The 20,467-nt window shown below is 59.9% G+C and carries 19 protein-coding genes; 7 read left to right on the top strand and 12 right to left on the bottom strand.

The window, feature by feature from the left end:
- Positions 1-400 precede the first annotated feature (400 nt).
- Both P0111_18080 and P0111_18075 read left to right on the top strand, forming a co-directional pair.
- Entirely contained in the window at positions 401-799 is a 399-nt protein-coding gene (locus P0111_18080; GenBank protein ID MDF0645940.1) for a PilZ domain-containing protein, read from the top strand.
- A 21-nt stretch (positions 800-820) separates the two neighbouring features.
- Positions 821-1,183 (top strand): PilZ domain-containing protein, encoded by a 363-nt coding sequence (locus tag P0111_18075; GenBank protein ID MDF0645939.1) that lies wholly within the window; start codon positions 821-823, stop codon positions 1,181-1,183.
- A 135-nt stretch (positions 1,184-1,318) separates the two neighbouring features.
- Here the strand turns inward: P0111_18075 and P0111_18070 are convergent, their stop codons facing one another.
- From P0111_18070 to P0111_18045, 6 genes are all read right to left on the bottom strand, one after another.
- Positions 1,319-3,640 carry a GspE/PulE family protein gene (locus P0111_18070; GenBank protein ID MDF0645938.1) on the bottom strand — a complete coding sequence of 774 codons (2,322 nt, stop codon included), beginning with the start codon at positions 3,638-3,640 and terminating at the stop codon, positions 1,319-1,321.
- Between the two features lie 193 nt (positions 3,641-3,833).
- Entirely contained in the window at positions 3,834-5,537 is a 1,704-nt protein-coding gene (locus tag P0111_18065; GenBank protein MDF0645937.1) for a proline--tRNA ligase, read from the bottom strand.
- Between the two features lie 6 nt (positions 5,538-5,543).
- Entirely contained in the window at positions 5,544-6,932 is a 1,389-nt protein-coding gene (rseP, locus tag P0111_18060; GenBank protein ID MDF0645936.1) for an RIP metalloprotease RseP, read from the bottom strand.
- Between the two features lie 28 nt (positions 6,933-6,960).
- The gene (locus P0111_18055; protein ID MDF0645935.1) at positions 6,961-8,121 is read right to left on the bottom strand and encodes a 1-deoxy-D-xylulose-5-phosphate reductoisomerase; all 1,161 of its coding nucleotides are present in this window, start codon (positions 8,119-8,121) and stop codon (positions 6,961-6,963) included.
- A gap of 10 nt (positions 8,122-8,131) precedes the next feature.
- Positions 8,132-9,001, bottom strand: coding sequence for a phosphatidate cytidylyltransferase (locus P0111_18050; protein ID MDF0645934.1), 870 nt, complete (start codon positions 8,999-9,001; stop codon positions 8,132-8,134).
- 61 nt (positions 9,002-9,062) lie between these two features.
- Positions 9,063-9,848: an isoprenyl transferase gene (locus P0111_18045; protein MDF0645933.1), complete on the bottom strand. Its 786-nt coding sequence runs from the start codon at positions 9,846-9,848 to the stop codon at positions 9,063-9,065.
- A 209-nt stretch (positions 9,849-10,057) separates the two neighbouring features.
- On the opposite strand from P0111_18045, the gene tldD reads away from it, so the two are divergent.
- The 5 genes from tldD (at position 10,058) to P0111_18020 (ending at position 14,525) form a co-directional block, all read left to right on the top strand.
- Positions 10,058-11,491 (top strand): metalloprotease TldD, encoded by a 1,434-nt coding sequence (gene tldD, locus P0111_18040; protein ID MDF0645932.1) that lies wholly within the window; start codon positions 10,058-10,060, stop codon positions 11,489-11,491.
- A 3-nt stretch (positions 11,492-11,494) separates the two neighbouring features.
- Positions 11,495-12,862 (top strand): metallopeptidase TldD-related protein, encoded by a 1,368-nt coding sequence (locus tag P0111_18035; GenBank protein MDF0645931.1) that lies wholly within the window; start codon positions 11,495-11,497, stop codon positions 12,860-12,862.
- Between the two features lie 134 nt (positions 12,863-12,996).
- Positions 12,997-13,461 carry a YbhB/YbcL family Raf kinase inhibitor-like protein gene (locus P0111_18030; GenBank protein MDF0645930.1) on the top strand — a complete coding sequence of 155 codons (465 nt, stop codon included), beginning with the start codon at positions 12,997-12,999 and terminating at the stop codon, positions 13,459-13,461.
- A gap of 21 nt (positions 13,462-13,482) precedes the next feature.
- A complete protein-coding gene (locus P0111_18025) occupies positions 13,483-14,046 on the top strand; it encodes a YbhB/YbcL family Raf kinase inhibitor-like protein (GenBank protein MDF0645929.1) in 564 nt (187 codons plus the stop codon).
- Between the two features lie 11 nt (positions 14,047-14,057).
- Positions 14,058-14,525, top strand: coding sequence for a hypothetical protein (locus P0111_18020; protein ID MDF0645928.1), 468 nt, complete (start codon positions 14,058-14,060; stop codon positions 14,523-14,525).
- Positions 14,526-15,055: 530 nt separating this feature from the next.
- Here the strand turns inward: P0111_18020 and P0111_18015 are convergent.
- The 6 genes from P0111_18015 to P0111_17990 form a co-directional block, all read right to left on the bottom strand.
- Positions 15,056-15,700, bottom strand: a complete 645-nt coding sequence (locus P0111_18015; GenBank protein ID MDF0645927.1) for a uracil-DNA glycosylase — start codon at positions 15,698-15,700, stop codon at positions 15,056-15,058.
- Between the two features lie 55 nt (positions 15,701-15,755).
- Positions 15,756-17,072 (bottom strand): FAD-dependent oxidoreductase, encoded by a 1,317-nt coding sequence (locus P0111_18010; protein MDF0645926.1) that lies wholly within the window; start codon positions 17,070-17,072, stop codon positions 15,756-15,758.
- Complete coding sequence (gene hpnD, locus P0111_18005) at positions 17,069-17,965, bottom strand: presqualene diphosphate synthase HpnD (GenBank protein MDF0645925.1); 897 nt, start codon at positions 17,963-17,965, stop codon at positions 17,069-17,071. The genes P0111_18010 and hpnD overlap by 4 nt, the downstream gene beginning before the upstream one ends.
- Positions 17,932-18,867, bottom strand: coding sequence for a hypothetical protein (locus P0111_18000; protein ID MDF0645924.1), 936 nt, complete (start codon positions 18,865-18,867; stop codon positions 17,932-17,934). Before P0111_18000 ends, hpnD begins: the two co-directional genes overlap by 34 nt.
- A 13-nt stretch (positions 18,868-18,880) precedes the next feature.
- Positions 18,881-19,573: an HAD family phosphatase gene (locus P0111_17995; GenBank protein MDF0645923.1), complete on the bottom strand. Its 693-nt coding sequence runs from the start codon at positions 19,571-19,573 to the stop codon at positions 18,881-18,883.
- 116 nt (positions 19,574-19,689) lie between these two features.
- Positions 19,690-20,382 carry a hypothetical protein gene (locus P0111_17990; protein MDF0645922.1) on the bottom strand — a complete coding sequence of 231 codons (693 nt, stop codon included), beginning with the start codon at positions 20,380-20,382 and terminating at the stop codon, positions 19,690-19,692.
- Positions 20,383-20,467 lie beyond the last annotated feature (85 nt).

Genomic DNA, 20,467 nt, shown 5'->3' with positions numbered 1-20,467 from the left:
CGGCCAGTACCGAACACCACAGCCATCCGGCTAGGGAGATACTGACACGTAGGAAGGTGGGCCATCTCTTCATTGATGCGCTCCTTTCAAGATGCCCGCTCGTCACACATGGGCGGTCGGTTCAGCGGACTGCACGACAGGACCGACATCGGACGCAGCGAACAACGATTACCTGATCGGGATCCGGACGCTGATTGCGCCTCCGAGCTCGCCCTCTTTGGCTCCTTCGGGAGGATAGCCTGAAATATCGCGCCGCCGCGTATTTCCTATGAGCGTCGCCATAACGGGCGCTACTGTGTCTGAGTGTCGGGTTGAAAATCAAGCGTGTGGAAGGAGGGGCGTCCTGCCGGTTTCCCGAATTCATTTTTTGAAGCGCCCTGCCTTGTGTAGAGTGGAGCCTATGAGCGATCAGAGGGATGAGCGAGACGAATTTCGACTGTCCGGGATCAACCGGTTCCGGCGTCATCCACGGGTGAGAATCACGACGCCGTTCGCCTGCGCGCTGTCATCGCTGAAGCCGCGTCATTGGTTGCGGAGGCCGACGGTGAATCCTGGAGTGGTCTACGATCTGTCGTTGAGAGGGGCGCGGGTCAGCACGCGCGCGGTCATGAGGCCGGGCGACGAAGTGGCGATCAGCCTCCGCTTGCCCAAACAGATCCGCTCCGCCGACATCTCCCTGGCAACCGTCCGCTGGACCAAAGATCAGTTTGTCGGGTTGGCGTTTACCAGGCTGTCGGCATCATGTTACGGCCGGCTGAAAAAGTACGTGGCGATCGCCTCCAGAGCCGTCCCGGTGTAACGGGGCGGAGCCGTGGACTGTATGATAAACCAGGCCGAGCCGACTCATCCCGTCAAGGAACTGCGTCAGACACCGCGATTGCGAGTTCCTGTGCCGTTTGCCTGCTCCTTTTCCCGGACGGGCTTGGCGCGGTGGCGGTTCGGAGACCGGGGCGGTCACGGGGTCGTGTTCGACCTCTCGGTCAGGGGCGCCAGGGTCATGAGCCCGGTTTCCGTGAAGGAGGGAGATGAACTGGCGATATCCCTCAGGCTGCCCAATCATCCCACGACGATGAGCCTGGACGCCACCGTCAGGTGGCATCAGGAGCATGTATTCGGCCTCGAGTTCGGCATGATTCCACAGGGTGCTGAAACCCGCCTGCGCAAATACCTCGCCCGAATCTGAGTGATCGCTCCGTCTACAGAGGAGATTGAATCGGTTTGTGTCACCGGGGCTCGGCGCGGACAAAGGGTCGTGCCGGGCATGGGATCGTAACCGGTCTGTCGGGCGGAGGTCAGCGGAGGGAGGTCATGAGACGAACTACTTGATCGCGACCGCCTTGACTTCCTTGAACGTGGTGTGGCCGAGCAGGCATTTCTGAATGCCGTCTTGCAGGAGCGTGCTCATGCCGTCTTCGATGGCGGCTTTGACCATCTCCTCGGTCTTGGACTTGGTTTGAATCAGTCGCTTCATGCGGTCGGTCCCCAGCAGCAGCTCATGCAGGGCGACGCGTCCCTTGAAGCCCGAACGGTTGCAGTTCTCGCAGCCCTTCCCTTTGGTAAGGCGGAACGTATTGTCCTGCGGGATGCCGAGCTTGTCCCATAGCTCCGGTCCATAACCAAGGCGAATCTCGTCGTATTCCTCCTTGGTGCCCACATACTGCTCCTTGCAGTCCTTGCACACCCGACGGGCCAGCCGTTGAGCGAGCACTCCCAGCATCGCGTCGGCGAAACTGAAGGAGTCGCATCCCATGTCGAGGAGACGGGTGACCGTTTCCACAGCGCTGTTAGTGTGCAAGGTGCTCATGACGAGGTGGCCGGTCAGCGAGGCTTCAATCCCGATCTCGGCCGTCTCCTTATCTCGCATTTCTCCCACCATGATCACGTCCGGGTCCGCGCGGAGAAACGCCCGCATGGCCTTGGCGAAGGTAAAATCGATCTTCGGCTGGACCTGAACTTGGCGCAGCCCGTACTGAGTGATTTCGACCGGGTCCTCCGCCGTCCAGATCTTGATATCGGGCGTGTTGATGTAGCCGAGCACCGAGTGGAGAGTCGTCGTCTTGCCCGAACCGGTCGGTCCGACGCACAGAATTATCCCATAGGGCTTCTCCGCGATATCCTTGATGGCCTTCAGATTCCGGTCGGAAAAGCCCATCTTGTCGAGCGGCAACGGTTCGCTGGCTGCGAGGATACGCATGACCACGTCCTCGTTGTAACCGGCTGTCGGAATTGTCGCCACGCGCAATTCAATTTCCTTGCTTCCGCCCAGGTTGAACTTGATCTTGCCGTCCTGAGGTTTTCTCCGTTCGGCGATGTCCATGCTCGCCATGATTTTCAGGCGTGAGACGATCGCGCGCCGGTAGCTCTGTGGAATCTTCATGTACTCGAAGCATTCCCCATCGACTCTGAACCGGACGAGGGTTTCCCGCTTCTCGCCGTAGGGCTCGATGTGAATATCGGAGGCATTCTGCCTGTAGGCATCCGCGATAATCTGGTTGGCGAGACGGACGATGGCGCTGTCGTTCTCATCGAGTCCTCCGGTGGCGGAGGATTCCTCCATCGCTTCGGTTTGCGCTTCGGTGACGAGTTCACCGAGGATGTCCGAGACGTTTTCGTCCAGTTTCCGGCCGCCGACATCGGCTCCGCCGGTCGCGCTGGTCAAGAACTGCGAGATATCGCGGCGAAGACTGACGGCAAAACGGATATTGAGTCCGGGAAACGTCCGTTTGATGTCCGCCACGCGGTCCAGATCGCCTGGATCGTCCGTCAGGATTTCGATGGCGGTCCGATCGCGCTTCAGCGGCATCCAGTGGTTCTTTTTGAGATAGTCGACGTTGAGATTCTTGAGCAATTCGGCGTCCACGATCGTACGTTCGCTGTATTCGATATAGGGACACTTATGGAACTGGGCCAGCGACTTGCCGATGTCCGGCTTGGGAACCTTGTATTTTTCGATCAGGATGCCCTCCAAGTCGGAGAGCCCTTTGCGAGACTCGGCGATGGCCTGATCCAATTCGTTCTGCGTGATGCGGTTGTTTGTGACGAGGAGGTCGAACTTGGTCGGAGTTTTCTTCGTCGCCACCTTGCGCAAATTGAAGAACGCGATGCCCAACGCTTTGGCGATTTCGGCGACCGACTCTTCGTCCTTCCTGGTGAAGCGGCTGCCGCTTTTCTTGTTGAGTAGCTGCAGTACTCCCATGAGGTACTTGTTGTCGGCGACGATCGGATAGGTCAGTACCTGTTTCGTCCTGAAGCCCGTGCGCTTGTCGTAGGCCGTGTCATGGAGTAGGGACGGATGAATGCCTTGAAGTTCCGCGACGTTGTAGGCGTCGGCGATATTCACGGGTCGCAGATATTTCGCGCAGAATCCTGCCAGGCTTTGTTCGGTGATGGGAATGCGGACTTCCTCGACCGTATCGATATGCGGGACCTTGGAGAAGATTTCCTTCTTCTCTGAATCAAAAGCGAAGAGCGTCAGATCTTCCGCATCGAAGAGACTCAGGATGTCTTTGTGGAAATCGAGCAGAATTTGGTCCAGATTGCTGGCGGCGTGAATCTGTGAGGTGATCCGTTTGACGTGTTCTGCGAACTCGACTTTTTGCTGCAGCTCCTGAAGATTCTGAGGCATCGATTTCGACTGCATTCCGACTCGCTCCACCTGGCGTTAGAATTGACTCCACGGATCGAGGATTGCGCGGGAGTTATGCAAGCACTTCGGCAGGGTCACGAGTCAGTCTATCGGAACGGAGGTGGAAGGCAAGGAAAAGGTCGTTTTATGATGGAGAAACGGACATCGGGTACGTGCCGGCGCGACGGTGTCGTCAAGCGTTCGGAATTCAAAACGCGCGGGAGAGATCCATCAACGTGCCGGACACATCGATCGGAGCCAGCTTGAGTTTTTCGCCGGTTCGTCGGGTCTTCATTTCCACGGTGCCGCTCGCCAATCCCTTCTCACCCACGATGAGTTGATAGGGAGCGCCGATCAGATCGGCGTCATTGAATTTCACTCCGGCGCGCTCGTCGCGATCGTCCAAGAGGACTTCAAATCCGGACGCCTCCAGCTCCGAATAGAGCCGAGAGGCGGCGTCTTTCACGGCGGAAGATTCGCCCAAGGGCAGAAGATGCACGTGGAACGGCGCAATGGGGAAAGGCCAGATGATGCCCTTGTCGTCATGGTTTTGCTCGACCGCCGCCGCCGCCGTTCGACCGACCCCGATCCCGTAGCAGCCCATGACGGCAAGACATTCCTTTCCATTCGGGTCCAGGAACGAGGCCTTCATCGACTGGCTGTACTTGGTCCCCAGCATGAACACGTGTCCCACTTCGATGCCTTTGGTGGTCTTGAGGACGCCGTCCTTGCGCGGTGATGGATCGCCGGCTCTGGCGTTCCTCAAATCGGCGAACTGTTCGACCTGGAAATCTCGGTCCCAATTCACGTCCACGTAATGCGTGTCCGCCTGGTTCCCGCCCACGACTGCGTTTCGGGCGGTCTTGACGGCGTGATCGGCGATCACCCGCAGGCCTTTGAGTCCGACGGGGCCCGCGAATCCGACCGGGGCGCCGGTGAGTGTTTCGACCACGGCTTGGCCGGCCAGTTCAACTTCGGTCACACCCAGGACCCGCCGTATCTTGATCTCGTTGGCCTCGTGATCCCCTCGGACCAGCACGGCGACCGTCTGGTCCCCCGTCGTGTACAGCAGAGTTTTGACCAAACGAGTCGGGTCGATCTTCAGGAATTTCGTCACTTCTTCGACGGTCCGGCAATTCGGCGTGTGCACGGGCCGCAACGGTCGGCGCTCCTCGATGCTGTCGTCTTCTGGCGGCAAGAGCTCGGCGCGTTCCACGTTGGCCGCATAGGTGCCTGTTTCGGTGTAGACGACAGTTTCCTCTCCGGTGTCGGCCAGGACCATGAACTCGTGAGAGGATGTGCCGCCGATCAAGCCGGTGTCCGCCTCCACGGCTCGGAAGGTCAGTCCGCATCGCGTGAAGATGCGGTAATAGGCGTCGTACATTTTCTGATAGCTCGTGCGCGCCCCGGCCTCGTCGGCGTCGAAGCTATAGGCGTCCTTCATGATGAATTCCCGGCCTCGCATCAGACCGAACCGCGGACGGATTTCGTCCCGGAACTTGGTTTGGATCTGATAGAAGTTCAACGGCAGTTGGCGATAGGATCGCACTTCCCGTCTGAACAGGTCGGTGATGACCTCCTCGTGCGTCGGGGCCAGGCAGAAATCCCGCTCGTGCCGGTCCTTGAACCGCAGCAACTCTTTGCCGTAGTAGTCCCAACGTCCGGTCTCCCGCCACAGCTCCGCAGGCGAGGCCACGGGCATCAGCAGCTCCTGGGCGCCCGCGCGGTTCATTTCTTGGCGGATGATCTCTTCGACTTTGCGGATGATGCGCAGTCCGAGAGGCAGATACGTATAGATGCCCGCAGCGACCTTCCGGATGAGCCCCGAGCGGAGCATCAGCCGATGACTGACAGTTTCAGCTTCGCCCGGGTCTTCCCGTAGGGTAGGGAGGAGGAATTGGGATGTCCGCATGAGTCGTCAGTGGGAGAAGAAGATTCGTTCGAGGTCGTTCCAGAAGGCAAAAATCATCACGCCGACGAGCAGCACCAGCCCGACTTGTTGAGCCACTTCGCGCTGGCGCTCGCCGAGCGGCTTCCGGAGAATGCCTTCTATGAGGAAGAAAAGCAAGTGTCCCCCGTCCAAGATGGGGATGGGAAGGAGATTGAGCACGCCCAGATTGATGCTGAGGATCGCGATGAGGAAGATGACGCTCGAGACACCTTGCGAAGCGGCTTCGCCGGAAATGTTGGCGATGGTCAGCGGCCCGCCGATGTTCTTGCTCGAAATGTCCCCGATGACCATCTTGTACAGTCCGACCGCGGTTAGCTCCGTCCAGCCCCACGTTGCCAGAAGGCCGTCGTAGAGGGAGAGCAGAGGGTTGCTCGATCGCATGACGGAACGGCCCGGACCGGAGATGCCGATCTTTCCGACTTCCACCTGCCGGCCGTTCACCGTCGTCTGCTCGGCCGAAGGCGTCACGGTCAGCGGCATGCGTCGGCTGTCCCGCAGAACCTCCAGCTGGAGCGATTGGTTGGGGTGATCCTTCACCATCCCGGTCATCTGAGACCAGGTGTAGATCGGTCGGCCGTCGATGCTCACCACCCGATCACCTGCCTGAAGCCCGGCCTGCGCGGCCGGGGAACCGTGCATGACGGAGGTCACCAACGCGGGCGTCTCTTCAATGCCCAGCGAATAGACTGCTTCTTCGGTCTGCGAGGATTGGGGTGGGGCCTTGGTGGGAGCGACGCTGATCGTTTTGGCCTGCCCGTCGCGCAAAATCTCAAGGGAGAGCGCTTGTCCGTTGCCCTTTGCGACGGCGTCAAAAAGCTCCGTTCGAGTGGAGATGTCCCGTCCATTGACCTTGGTGATCCGGTCCCCGATCTGCATTCCCGCCTGGGCGGCCGGTGATCCCGGGACCATGGCTTCGACGTCGGCACTCAAGTCCTTAAAGGTCGGTACAAACAGCGGGGAGCCCGTGGCCAACCAGCCTGCAAAGATCAGATAGGCGAGGATAAAGTTGAAGCCCGGTCCCGCCGCCACGATCAGCACCTTCCCCCACAAGCCTTGATGTGCAAAGGACCTTCGCCGGTCCTCCGGCGTGATGGCTTCGGCCTCATCCTCCCCGAAGAGCTTGACGTAGCCGCCGAGCGGAATCGCCGACACGAGGTATTCGGTCTCACCCATCTGCCGGCCGAAGATCTTCGGGCCGAATCCGAGCGAAAACTTGAGCACTTTGACCCCGACCCAGCGGGCGGCCAGAAAATGGCCGAGTTCATGAAAGGCCACCAGGACCCCCAGGACGACGAGAAACCACCAAGCCTTCTGGAGCAGGAGCCAGACGCTGTCGGGAGCCCAAGTCAACGCCATAAACACAGGGTTACTCCATTTCGGATTGTTATCGAGCCAATGATCCAGCGAGCGATTCGGCCTTTTCTCTGGCCCATCGGTCAGCCTCCAGCGCGGCCTCGATCGTATCGACCTCGCGGCGCTGATGGGCATCCATGGTCTGTCTGATGATGTCCGCGATCGCCGGGAACCTGATGCCGCCGTTCAAGAATGCTTCCACCGCGATTTCGTTGGCGGCATTCATCGCAGCCGGCATCGTGCCGCCGATGCGCAGCGATTCGTAGCCCAGTCGGAGGCAGGGAAAACGATCGTGGTCGGGTTTGCAGAACGACAACTTGCCCACCTCCGTGAGATCGAGCGATGGAAGATCAAGTGCTAGACGTTCAGGGTAGCGCATGGCATAGGAGATCGGGGTCCGCATGTCCGGTAATCCGAGTTGGGCGATCATCGACCGATCCTCGTATTCTACCAGAGAGTGGATGATGCTTTCCCGGTGAACCAGCACGTCGATGCGGGATTCCGAGATGTCGAACAGCCATCGGGCTTCGACCACTTCCAGACCTTTGTTCATCAGGGTGGCAGAATCGATGGTGATCTTGGCGCCCATTTTCCAGTTGGGATGTTGGAGCGCTTGTTCAGGGGTGACCTCCTGCAATTGCTCCTTGGTAAGCGTCCAGAGCGCCCCACCGGATGCGGTCAGGATCAGGCGCCGGACATCCTCGATCCGGTGGCCTTCCAACGACTGGAAGATGGCGCTGTGTTCGCTGTCGACCGGAAAAATCTTGACCTCATGACGACGGGCTTCCTCCTGCATCAACTGTCCGGCCATTACCATCGGCTCCTTGTTGGCCAACGCGATGTGCTTGCCGCTGCGAATGGCGGCCAAGGTGGGGACAAGTCCGGCTCCGCCGACGATGGCCGATACGACCAACTCCGCCTCCGGGAGAGCTGCGACCTGGGTCAGGCCGTCCTGTCCGGACAGAATTTCAACGGAGACATCGACGCAGCGGCGGCGGAGCCGGGCTGCGGCCGCTTCGTTGGCCAGAGCAACGACACGCGGTTTGTACCGGCGGATCTGGTCGTCCAACATGTCATCGTTGTTTCCCGCCGTCAAACCGGCGATCCGAAACTGATCGGGAAATCGGTTCACGATATCGAGGGTGTTCGTCCCGATTGAGCCGGTGGATCCCAGGATCACGATAGTCTTCATGATGGCTCCTTCACGCCAAAGTCTCAGAGCGGGTCATCACCGTCACATAGTAGAAGAACGTCGGGGCCGTGAACAAGAGACTGTCGAGGCGATCAAGCATGCCTCCATGACCGGGTAGAACGCCGCCTGAATCCTTAGCGCCGACGCTTCGCTTCATCGCCGATTCCGCCAGATCGCCCCCGAGTCCCGCCGCGGTCAGCAGCAGAGCGAGTACGGCGCAATCGATCATCGACAGCATGGGCAAAAACCACCAGCGCGCCAGATAGGCGGCCGTCACGGCTGCGAGCAACCCGCCCACCAAACCTTCGACGGACTTCTTTGGGCTGATTCGTGGCGCCAGCCGATGCTGCCCCCAGATGGTTCCCGCGTAATAGGCTCCCGTGTCGCCGGCCCATGTCACGAGCAGGAGAAAAAACACGAGCCATTCGCCATGGTCCAGCAATCTGGTTCGGATCACGAAGCTGAGCGTCATGCCAAGATACAAGATACCCAAGAGAGTCGCAGCGCTGTTCCTCAAGACGTGATCCAGAGGAAGTCGCAGGACGAGGGGGATCGACAGTGTTCCGATCACCACGGCGAGCAGAGTCGGGACCAGGAATTCACCGTGATGGGGCGCGAGGAGCAGGGCGGCGAATCCGAGGAGGCCGATTCCGACATATGGTCGTTCACCCGGGGGCATGAGGCCGAGCCGGTAGAATTCCAGCAAGGCGATCGAACCCACCGTGAAGACGAGTCCCGTGAACGCGAGGGGAGGGAAGTAGCGGATCGCGGCATAAAGCAGCGGCGCCAGCACCAGCACCGTATAGACGCGGCGGGCGTCGAATCGGCGCGCCACCGTCGGCATCGGCGGATCGTGACTCGTAATGCGGCACTCCACCATATTCGTATCCACCAGGGTCGGACAGGATGCTCGGTGACGGTGTGTCGTCGAACGATCCGCCTTAGGATGTGAGGCTGTTGAAGACGCGGCCGAAACGGCGCTCCCGGCGCTGAAATTCGAGCAAGGCCAGCAGCAATTCACGCCGTCTGAAGTCGGGCCAGAGCGTGGGCGTGAAGTAGAGTTCGGTATAGGCCAGCTGCCACAATAGAAAATTGCTGATGCGCGCTTCCCCACTGGTGCGGATCAACAGGTCCGGGTCGGGCAAATCATGGGTGTATAGGAACTGATGCACGAGCGATTCGTCGACCTCTTCCGGTTGAATTTTTCCATCCCGAACTTCCCGGGCAATCTGGCGCACGGCATCCACCATTTCGGCTCTGCCGCCGTAACTCAGGGCTACCGTCAGGTGCAGCTTGTTGAGACGGGCGGTTTCGTGCTCCGCCGCGCGCACCCATTGAAGCGCGGAGGCCGGAAGCAATTCTGCCCGTCCGATCGTCCGGAACCGCACGCCCTGCTCGATCAGCTTGTTGCGTTCGGTGGACAGGTAGTATTCCAACAGTCCCATCAACGCGTTGATTTCCTGAGTCGGCCGGTTCCAGTTCTCCTGGGAGAAAGCGAAAATCGTCAACGCCTGGATGCCCAATTCGAGGCAGCTCGTGATCATTTCCCGGACGGATTTGATTCCTTCCCGGTGGCCAGCGATGCGGGGCAGGTTCCGCGCTTCGGCCCAGCGACCGTTTCCATCCATGATGATCGCCAGGTGCTTGGGAAGGAGGTCGGGATCGAGTTTGGCAGCCAGGTCTGCGTCTGAAAGTTGGTCGATACCAGCGGATAATCCGGTATTCATAGGATCTTGTTTTCGGAGGACCCTTTCATTGAAAGTAGGTGTGGGAGGTAGGGAAAGTCTACTGAGACGACTTGGGAAAGTCAAACAGTATTTCCTAAATTCCTTGCAAAAGCCATGGGTTGGATGAGTTCGCGTTGCACCTGTTCAAATGTATCGGCTATACTCCGAATTCTTCTCATGACGGCCACCGCACAACAGAGAGTTTCCTGATGGCACAACTGATTCCTCTCGACTCCTTCGGCCTCACCGAGCGCGAGATCTGCTCGGCTCTTGCCCGTGTGAAGGTCCGCGCCGTCGACTATGCCGATCTCTACTTCGAATCGTCCATCACCGAATCCGTATCGATGGAGGAGTCCCTGGTCAAGCGGGCCACGAAGAGTATCTCACAAGGAGTCGGGGTACGGGCCACTGCCGGCGAAAAGACCGGGTTCGCCTATTCGGACGAGCTGCAAAAACAGGATCTGGAGTTGGCGGCCGACACCGCCCGCTATATTGCGATGAGCCCCGGCGGGACCGAGACCCTGCCGGTTCCGGTGCACGCCAGGCCGCGCCACGATCTCTACCCGGTACCCCAACTGGCGCTGGAAGTCGCGACGGCGGACCGGGTTGCACTGTTGAACCAAATCGACGCCGAAGCCCGCAAGTATGACCCCCGTATCAAGAACGTCATGGCCTCGTTCAATACCGAATTCAAAATCGTCATGGTGGCGACGTCCGAGGGGATGATCATCGGAGACGTGCAGCCCTTATCACGGCTCCAAGTGACCTGCATCGCGGAAGAGAACGGCAACCGTCAGGTCGGATCCTTCGGGGGCGGAGGGCGCATCGGGTTTGATTTCTACCGGGAAGGCGAACGCCATCTGGTCTACGCCAGGGAAGCGGCACGGACTGCGATTTTGAACCTTTCGGCCGTGGAGGCTCCGGCAGGTGTGATGCCGGTGGTGTTGGGTGGAGGCTGGCCCGGCATCCTCCTGCATGAGGCCATCGGACATGGGTTGGAGGCGGACTTCAATCGGAAGAAGACCTCGGCGTTCTCCAACCTCCTGGGCAAGCGGGTCGCATCCGATGTCTGCACGATCGTGGATGACGGCACGCTCCCGGGCCGTCGAGGTTCCCTCAACATGGACGACGAAGGCACGCCGACCGGGCGAACCATGTTGATCGAACAGGGTATCCTTCGCGGCTATATCACCGACAAACTCAATGCGCGATTGATGGGGATTCCTCTGACCGGCAACGGTCGTCGAGAAAGCTATCAAAGCGTCGTCTTACCCCGCATGACCAATACCTTCATGTTGGCCGGTCAATCCGAGCCGGACGACATCATCAGGTCGGTCAACAAGGGGCTCTATGCGGTGTCGTTCGGGGGAGGACAGGTCGATATCACGAACGGCAAGTTCGTGTTTTCCGCCAGCGAGGCGTACTTGATTGAGGACGGCAAAGTGACCAGACCCGTCAAAGGGGCGACCCTGATCGGCAGCGGGCCGGAGATTCTGACGAAGGTCTCGATGGTGGGTCACGACTTGAAACTGGACGAAGGCATCGGAACCTGTGGAAAAGAAGGACAGTCCGTTCCCGTCGGCGTCGGACTTCCCACCATCAGAATCGACGAGATCACCGTCGGCGGAACCCAATCGGAATAGCGGATGAACGGCGCCATTACTCCCACTGACGGTTATCGACAACTCGCCTCGGACGTGTTGGCCATGGCGAAACGCAGCGGAGCCACGGAGGCCGACATCGTTATCGTCGACGGGGAAAACCTGTCGGTGCAGGTTCGGCTCGCCGCGGTAGACCGGCTGACCAAGGCCAGAGAGAAACGTCTGGGACTTCGCGTGTTCATGGGCAAGCGCTCGGCCAGTGTGTCGACCTCGGACTTTTCGACCGCTTCCCTTCATCAGTTGGTCGAGCAAACCTGTACGCTGGCTCGGGCGGTGGTGGTAGATCAGGTCTCAGGCTTGCCCGCTGCCGAAGAGATGGCGGAGGAGCAACCGGATCTCGATCTCTATGATGCGACCAGGCTCGATACCGATCGGCAGATTGAACTGGCCAGGCGGGCTGAATCGGCGGCGCTGGGGGCCGACAACCGGATCACCAATTCCGAGGGCGCCGACTTCGACTCATCGTCCGGTCGAATCGTTCTAGCGAACAGTCATGGTTTTATCGGGGAATATCGTAGCTCGAGCTTCTCACTCTCCGTATCTCCCATTGCGGTCGATCCCCTTACCGGCGGGATGCAGCGGGACGCCTGGTACGGGGTACAGCGAAAATTTTGCAAGTTGGAGTCTCCGGAGGCGATCGGAGCGGAAGCGGCGAAGCGGGCCGTTCGGCGGCTGGGAGCTAAGAAGGTGGGTACCAGGCGGATGCCGGTCGTCTTCGATCAGGAGATGGCCGCCAGTCTTCTGGGAAATCTCTGCGGTGCCGTGTCGGGTTACAGCCTCTACAAAGGGGCGTCGTTTCTGATCGGGCAACTTGGCAAGCCGTTGGCGCCCGAGTACGTGACGGTCTATGACGATGGACGCATGGTCGAGGGGCTCGGTTCGAGACCGTTCGACGGCGAGGGATTGGCCACGAGGAAGAACACAGTCGTCGAGAAGGGCCGTCTCACCAGCTACCTGCTTGATGCTTATTCCGGTAGAAAGCTCGGATTGCCGTCAACGGGCAACGCGTCCCGCAGCGTGGGAGAGAGTCCGTCCGTCGGCCCTACGAACTTCTATTTGGCTCCAGGGAGCCGGAGTGCCGGCGAGATTATTGGAACGGTCAAGGACGGCCTCTATGTCACGGAATTGATCGGCTTCGGTATCAATATGGTCACGGGCGACTATTCCCGCGGCGCGAGCGGTTTCTGGATCGAGAACGGTGAACTCGCGTATCCTGTCGAGGAAATCACCATCGCGGGCAATCTAAAGCAGATGTTCCGGGATATTGAGATCGTCGGGAACGATCTGAGTTTTCGTGGCCGGATCGCCAGTCCGACGCTGAAGATTGCCGAGATGATGGTCGCGGGCAGCTGACATCGTGCTGAGCGGTGAGTGCTGAGGGCTGAGTGACAGCGAAGAAAAGAGAAGGAGTTCGGATTGGCACATTCGCCGCAGTGCTTGGACTCGCCATTGCACCCGGGAACGCCGTCGCAAGCGCGGAGGGAACCATGCGTCTGACCTCGACGGCATTCAACCACCAGGGTTCAATTCCGACCGTCTACACATGTGAAGGGAACGACATCTCGCCGCCACTGGCTTGGACCGACGTACCGGCTGGCGCCAAGAGCCTCACCCTCATCGTGGACGATCCGGACGCTCCGGATCCGGCTGCGCCGCAGAGGACCTGGGTGCACTGGGTTCTCTACGATCTGCCGGCAGCAAACGGCGGTCTTTCAGAAGGTACCAAGACGTTGCCCGGAGGGACGAAAGAAGGAGTGAACGACTGGAAGCGGACCGGTTACGGCGGACCCTGTCCCCCGATCGGCCGTCACCGCTATTTCCATAAACTCTACGCGCTTGATACCGTGCTTCCGGACTTGAAGCAACCGACCAAGGCCAAGCTGGAAGAGGCGATGAAAGGCCACATCATCGCCGAGGCGCAGTTGATGGGCACCTATCAAAAGGGTCGATGAAGATTGGAAGAAGAGGAACGGATGCGATATGCATGGAGCCTGATGCTTCTCACGCTGACCGTGCTGCCCGGCGTCAGCAGCGCAGCAGACTTTCGGCTCGATAGCCCGACGGTCAAGAACAAGATGACGATCGGTAACGAGCACGTATTCAACGGCTTCGGCTGCACCGGCGGAAACGTCTCACCGGAGTTGCGCTGGTTGAATGCGCCGAAGGACACGAAGAGTTTTGCCGTGACGGTCTACGATCCCGATGCGCCGACCGGCAGCGGCTGGTGGCATTGGCTGATCTTCAATATTTCTCCGAGCGCGACGTCATTGGCTGCCGGTGCTGGGAAATCCGACGGCAGCGCGGCGCCGCAGGGCAGCGTTCAGAGCGTGACGGATTTCGGGCAGCCCGGCTATGGCGGGCCTTGTCCGCCACCGGGTGACAAACCCCATCGCTACATCTTTACGGTGTTTGCGTTGAAAGTGGATCAGTTGCCGCTGAAGCCTGAGGCTTCCGGCGCGATGGTGGGGTATTTTCTGAACCAGAACACACTCGCAAAGGCCTCATTTACAGGGATGTACGGCCGCAAGAAAGAATAGGACGCACTACCATGCCGCTCGATGCCGACCTCGGGAAGAAAATGTTGCAGCTGGTCACGTCACGCTACGACGACCGGCAATGGCGAAAGAAGATCGAAAAAACTTTGAGCCTGCCGCAGTCGGGCGTGAGCGAGCCGACGCAGCAGCAGATTTTCATGTATTTGAAAGTGAGCCTCAAAGCCTACAAGTCCCGTCGTGCCGACCCGGATTCCTGGGTCATCGGCGGCTTTGCCACGAAGGAAGTGATCGATCGGGCCAAGTTTCAACCGCACCTCGTTGATTCTGCCGTCACCAAAGACGATGTCTCGTTTCTCGGCAACGATCCGGGCCCTGATGTCGATGAGGCGTGGTGGGACGAGATGCTGGTTCAGTGGTTCGACGTGCCGGAGGAGGAGAAGCCATCAGATGGGGAGGGTGAAGAACAGGCGGCTGAATCCACTTCTGCGGCAGCGCCGGAAGGAAAATCGGCCAAAACATAAAGCACGTCCGATCAGGACTGCGCGTCGTCGAAGACACCTGCCGGGCCACCCGTCTAAGCCTCGCTCGCTCAATCCTGTAAACTCGCCAAGCCTCGAACAGTACAGTCTCGACCGTTGCTATCGAAGAGCAACGGTCGCTCGTTTCGGCTTGTCGGGTCCCAGCCCAACAGGTGAAGGACGACGGCAGTCCTGAACGAACGCACTGGGTGCGGGATTTCACGACGGCAAGAAACCCAGCCCCGATGCACGGGTCAGCACCGCGGACGACTTTGAGGAAGGTGATCAGCAAGCTCGGTAGGACTGTTTGTTCGATTGCAAGACCTGACCCGATCTCGTGGTATGAGCTGTCGTCCGGCTGGTCTTGAAGGATTTTGACGATCTGTTCTTTTGCGGAAGACATGATGACCTCGCCTTGAAGGATATCGGTTCGCGAGCCTCTGTTTATAAGAATAGCGGCGAGTCTCTGGATTTACAAGCGACCAACTTGGATGTGACTGATAATTGGCGAACAGGGAGAGAGGAATGAGGAATTAAGTACCGAACAGATCCATCTGCGCCGGCTGCGTCGGTTCGATGTTGAGCGTCGAGGCGGTTGGTTGAGGGGATTCGGGTGGAGCTGCGTGCGTGTGTCGGTCGAGAAACTCCTTGAGCTTCTTGAAGTCTTCTTTCAGGGTGTCGAGCAGATTGCCCTGATGCAGCGCGGCGGCCGGGTGGAGCAACGGGAAGATGACGAAGTCCTTCATGTAGAAGGCCTGGGCCTTGACCTTCGTGATGCCGACCTTCCGCTCCAGCAGCGTCTGTGTCGCCCAGTTTCCGAGCGTGCAGACCAGCTTCGGACGGATCATTTGAATCTGTTGCATGAGAAACGGCTTGCAGGTTTCGACTTCGTCCGGTTCCGGGTCGCGGTTGTTCGGAGGACGACACTTGATGACATTGGCGATGTAGATTTGATCGCGGGACAGATTGGCTGATTGGAGGAGGTCGTTCAAGAGTTTTCCCGCCGCGCCGACAAAGGGTTCCCCTTTTTGATCCTCGTTGAATCCCGGCGCTTCACCGACGAACATGATGCTGGCGTGCGGATTTCCGACGCCGAAGACCACTTGTGTGCGGCCGAGCTTTGCAAGCTTGCATTGCTGGCAGTTGTGCAGGGATTTGGCGAGCTCTGGGAGAGTCATGTTTCTCAGCCGGAGAAGAAGCGCGAAGGCATACTAGGAGGCGGCACGCAGATTGTCAATAAGCCGGGAGTCCCTTGCCCGAAATGATTGCAGCACAACGCTCTCCGCTGACGATCGCGCTCTCAAGATTCGCCGGCCAGCCTGTGTCGGTCCAAGCTCCCGCGATCAGTAGGTTGGCGATGGGACTGGTTTGGATGGGGCGGCGCACTTTGGTTCCTGGCGTCAGCGACAACGCCGAATCGCCGACCTCATCGCTCACGATCGTCGGGACGACGGTGGACGGATCAAGCAGTCCAGTAGCTCGGAGAAGATCCGCGGCCTGTTCTCCGGTGGCCGAATGCCGGTTTCCGTCATGGCTCCTGACCAGCGTGAAGCGGGTATGCCGGTCCTCCGTGGACTGAGCCTGAACCCGTTGGAACGGTCCTTCGCTCAGCAACATGAACCTTGGAGTGTTGATGACCGTTCGAGCCGCGAGGCGGACGACACCGCGGGAAATGGGGGTCAGTTCGCTGAGCTGTTGGAAGTAGGAGAAGCGTGTCAGCCAGCGTTCGGGCAAGAGGGCGGTGAGACGACGGTAGGAGATGGCTGACACGTACCAGTCGGCTTCCAATACTGTGCCGTCCACGAGCCGAATCCCCGTCACACGTTCCTGATGATAGAGCAGTTGCGAGGCCTGCGTCTCCAGGCGCAAGGTTGCTTCCCCTCGGCGCAGGCGGTCGACGACCGGTTCGATGAAAAAGCCGTTGGGCGATCGGAGCGGAATCATGATTCGACTGTCCGATGATCGCCGCAGAAAAACCGGCGTCAGGGCACCGGTCAGTGCATCGGCGGACAGCATCCGCAGATCGCTCCCCGTGAGCCATTGAGCAAGCGGATTCCAAATGGCTTGTTGAAGAGAGACCTCGTGACCGAGCGACGTCAGCCATTCCTGCGCAGTACGATGTTCGAGATCCGCTCCCAGTTCGGACGACCCTTCCCAGAGTTCCTCAAGCCACGAGAGCAGGCGCCACCGGGCAGACCACGAGAGTCCGGCAAAGCGTCCGATGGTGAACAAGCTGTGCAACGGAGTGGGAAACCGGCTGTGCGGATACCGGACGATGCGGCCTCCGGGGAGGCGGAACTCGAGGCCGGCTTGCTGAAACTCCGGCGAACGCGGGGTCGACCCCAAGGCCGCCAACAGCCGCCAGGTGGCGTGGTGGCATCCGAGGAGGGCCGGCGGCGGCTGCCGTTCGTCGACGAACCCGCCTCCCAGGCTCGAGGCCTGGTCAAGCAACACGACTCGAAGACCCTGTTCCGCCAGATAGTAGGCTGCAGCGAGTCCGGCCGGTCCGCCGCCGAGGACGAGGACGGTCTGATGGCCGGCACCGGTCACGAGAAGCGGCTGCGAAGCCAGACGCCGGCCGCCAATCGCAGGCGCTCCGAGGTGGTGAGTCTGACACGAGGACCGAAGATGACCTGGTCCCCTTGTTCGATGCGTCGGAGAATTTCTGAATAAATGGCGCGCATGATTTCCGCGACAGTCAACGCGCGGCGATCCGAGGACGGTAAGCCGTCCAGTGAGGCTTGCGCCTTTGCGTAATAGCTGCGTGCGCGGGCTGCTTCAAAGTCCACGAGATCGCAGAGTTCCGCGGTGGGCTTGCGCCCCAGGATATCGGCTTCTGTTTGGCCGAAACGGGCTAGATCCTCCTGTGGCAGGTAGATACGGCCCAGCTCGGCGTCCGTGCCCAAATCACGCAAGATGTTCGTGAGCTGAAAGGCCATACCGAGATCGACTGCATAGTCCTGAGCATGCGCCGAGGTCGGTCCGAATACGTGCAAGCATATCAGGCCGACCACCGACGCGACCCGATAACAATAGAGCGAGAGCTCGTCGAAGGTGGCGTAGCGTGTCGTGCTCAGATCCATCTCCACGCCCTTCATGAGTTCTTCGAAGTACGCCTTGGGAATCGACAGCTGCTCGACATGATGCGCCAGGCTGATCATCAGCGGCCAGGTCGGTGTCCCCTCATAGGCGGCGTCGAGTTCGGTCCGCCAGCGCCGCAGTTCCTCCTTGGGATCGCTGCCGGGCGGAGGTTCGTCGACCGCGCTGTCGACCCCTTTGCAGAAGGCGTAAATCGTATACATCGCGTTGCGCCGGGCCTTAGGAAGAAAGAGAAAGGAGTAGTAGAAGTTGCTCCCGCTGCTCTTGGTCAGCTCCGTACAGAACGCCTGAGCTTCTTTGGCCGTCATCGTCATAGGGATGAGGTGGTACCCGGAACGGAGCATGGTACGACTCGAACCATCGCGTCGTCGAGTTTCGCGACGGACCTGTTTGAGAAAAGGGCCGCAAGCAATTCGACTCCGTCCACCAGCCGGGGGCCTGGTCGGCTGAAATAGGACGCGGCATCCACGACGAAGGTCAGCGGCCAGGAGGCGAGCGCGGAAGACCATTGCCGGTCTGTTTGCCGTAACGCGGCGAGTTCGCTCCATGCCCGCTCGACGGAAAAACCGCAGGGCATCAGGATCACGATGTCGGGTTTCGCGGACTCAACCTGTTCCCACGTCACCGGCCGGGACGGGTGATGGACCTGGCCGAGCGCGTCGAGGCCTCCGGCCAGGTCGACCATTTCCGGAACCCAATGACCTCCCACATACAGCGGAGACAACCACTCCAGACAGGCGACTCGCGGTTTTCGGATTCCGTGGCCGCTCCGAACCAGCGCGAGGCGTGTGCGGAGCGACGCGGCGAGCTGCTTGCCTTCCGACGCCCGGTCGATGGCCAGACCAATCCGTTCGACGTCGAAGATGACGTCTTCGAACGTGGTTGGGTTGAGCGTCACCCAGGTCGGGGGGGCGGGCAGGGAATCAACCGCCCGCGTCAGCTGATCGGGCGTGACCGCGCACACATGACACAGGTCTTGGGTCAGGACCACGTCAGGCTCGGAGGCGACGAATGCGCGCTCGTTCAGGCGGTAGAGCGGCCGGCCGGTCGAGACCAATGTCCTGACCTCGCGGTCGATGGTCGCGCTGCAGGCAGAGGCGGTCTCGATGCAAGGCTCCACCAGCACGGCGGCGTGACGTACGGAGAGGGGGAAGTCGCACTCGTGGCTGATGCCGACAAGCCGGCTCGCCTGGCCGAGTGCGGCGACGACTTCTGTTGCTCCGGGGACCAGCGAGCAGATTCTCATTCTGTGGCCGTCCTTATCGTGAAGGCCACACACGGGAGTGGATTTCCGACAGGCCCATCTGTTCCAAATTCGGAGCCGTGGCATCGGCTTCGTGCAAATCTTGGAGCGTGTGGGTGTTCGCGACGGCCAGTACCTTCATGCCTGCAGCCTTGGCGCCTCGGATCCCCGGCAGGGAATCTTCGATCACGAGACAGGAGCCAGCGGTCAACGTGGGATCGTGCAATCGACGCAGAGCCTCCAGGGTCAGCAGAAACGGTTGCGGATCTGGTTTGCCTCTGGTCACATCCTCCGCACTGGTGATGTGGCTGAACTCCTTCCGGAGTCCGGCCTGCTCCAGGATGTATTCGATCTCGTGACGAAGTGCGCCGGAGGCGATCGCCAATGGATGGCGTGCCGCGGCTTCCCGGACGAGTTCGGCCACCCCGGCAAACATGACGGGGTGGTCCTTTACGGATTCCAGATAGGCCGTGGCCTTTCGCTCCATCAACTGTCCGAGCGTCGCCGGGTCGATCGGTCTGCCGTGGGCCATCAGGGCTGCGAGGAAACACCCGCGGTCGTCATAGCCCAAGTAATTGGTGAAATAATCGGATTCGGTCAGGTTGATACCGATCTCCTGGAGCGTCTTCTGCAAGCCGGAAAAGTGCAGGAGTTCGGTATCGGCGATCACACCGTCGAAATCGAAAATGAGGGCACGAAGCTGATTCATGAACAAGGCCGTACTGCCGGAAGAGCGAGGTTGACGCGGGGAGGATTATAGCATAGAGCGGTCGGAAAGAAGGTCGTGCCCTCCGGGGGAGGGTCGGCTCAATCACGCGAGGAGGGCTAGAATTTCATACGGAGCCGCTTCTCCGAGACCCAACCTTTCACCCCGTCGTCCGAGCGAACGGAATAGACCCAGCCGCTCGGTTGGAGATCTCCGTCAAGGATGCTGAGAGTGGATCCAGGACGAATCGACGGACCGGGTTTCGCACCAGCCGGATCCAGAGTCAGCACGACCATTTCTCCCGGGGCGGTCGGATTACCCATGACGGTGACTCGCTGTCCCTCCGCGAACAGCGGGGATGAAGGCATCCGTCCCGGTGTGATTGAGGCAGGTGCGTCCATCGGTGGAACAGCGTGAGGTGCGGCCGGAGGCGAAGTGGCAGAGGTAGGCGGCATGGATGCCTGGTCATCGGGAGAAGCCGGAGCCGTCTCAGTGGGCGCCGTCGGTGCGGGTGTCGGGAGCCCACCGGGAAGGTCTTCTTGTTGGGGGCGTGGAGAAGCCGCAATAGGAGGCACATTCTGCTTGGGAACGCTGTCGCCAAGCAGCGGGGCGAGCCACTCGGTCAATTGCTCCGGTTCCATAGCGATGTAGCCAATTCCCCCGATCAAGAGAAGGAGCAACATCCACAGGAGCGGCCGACCCCCTCCGCTCTTCTTGGGCGGTTTGATCGAAGCCGTCGATTTGGTGGCGGCGGTTTGATCCAGCTCTTCTTCCGTGAACTCCAGATCCGGTTCCGGTTGACGGGCGGCCATCCAACACCTCCAGGCAGGACAATCGAATTCGGTCCCCTCACGCGAGGGAAATACTTATCACCAACCTCAAACCCTGTCAATTTAT

The organism is Nitrospira sp., assembly GCA_029194535.1.
GTDB lineage: Bacteria > Nitrospirota > Nitrospiria > Nitrospirales > Nitrospiraceae > Nitrospira_C.
The sequence above is the reverse complement of the archived record's forward strand: the minus strand, read 5'-3'. Positions and strand labels throughout refer to the sequence as shown.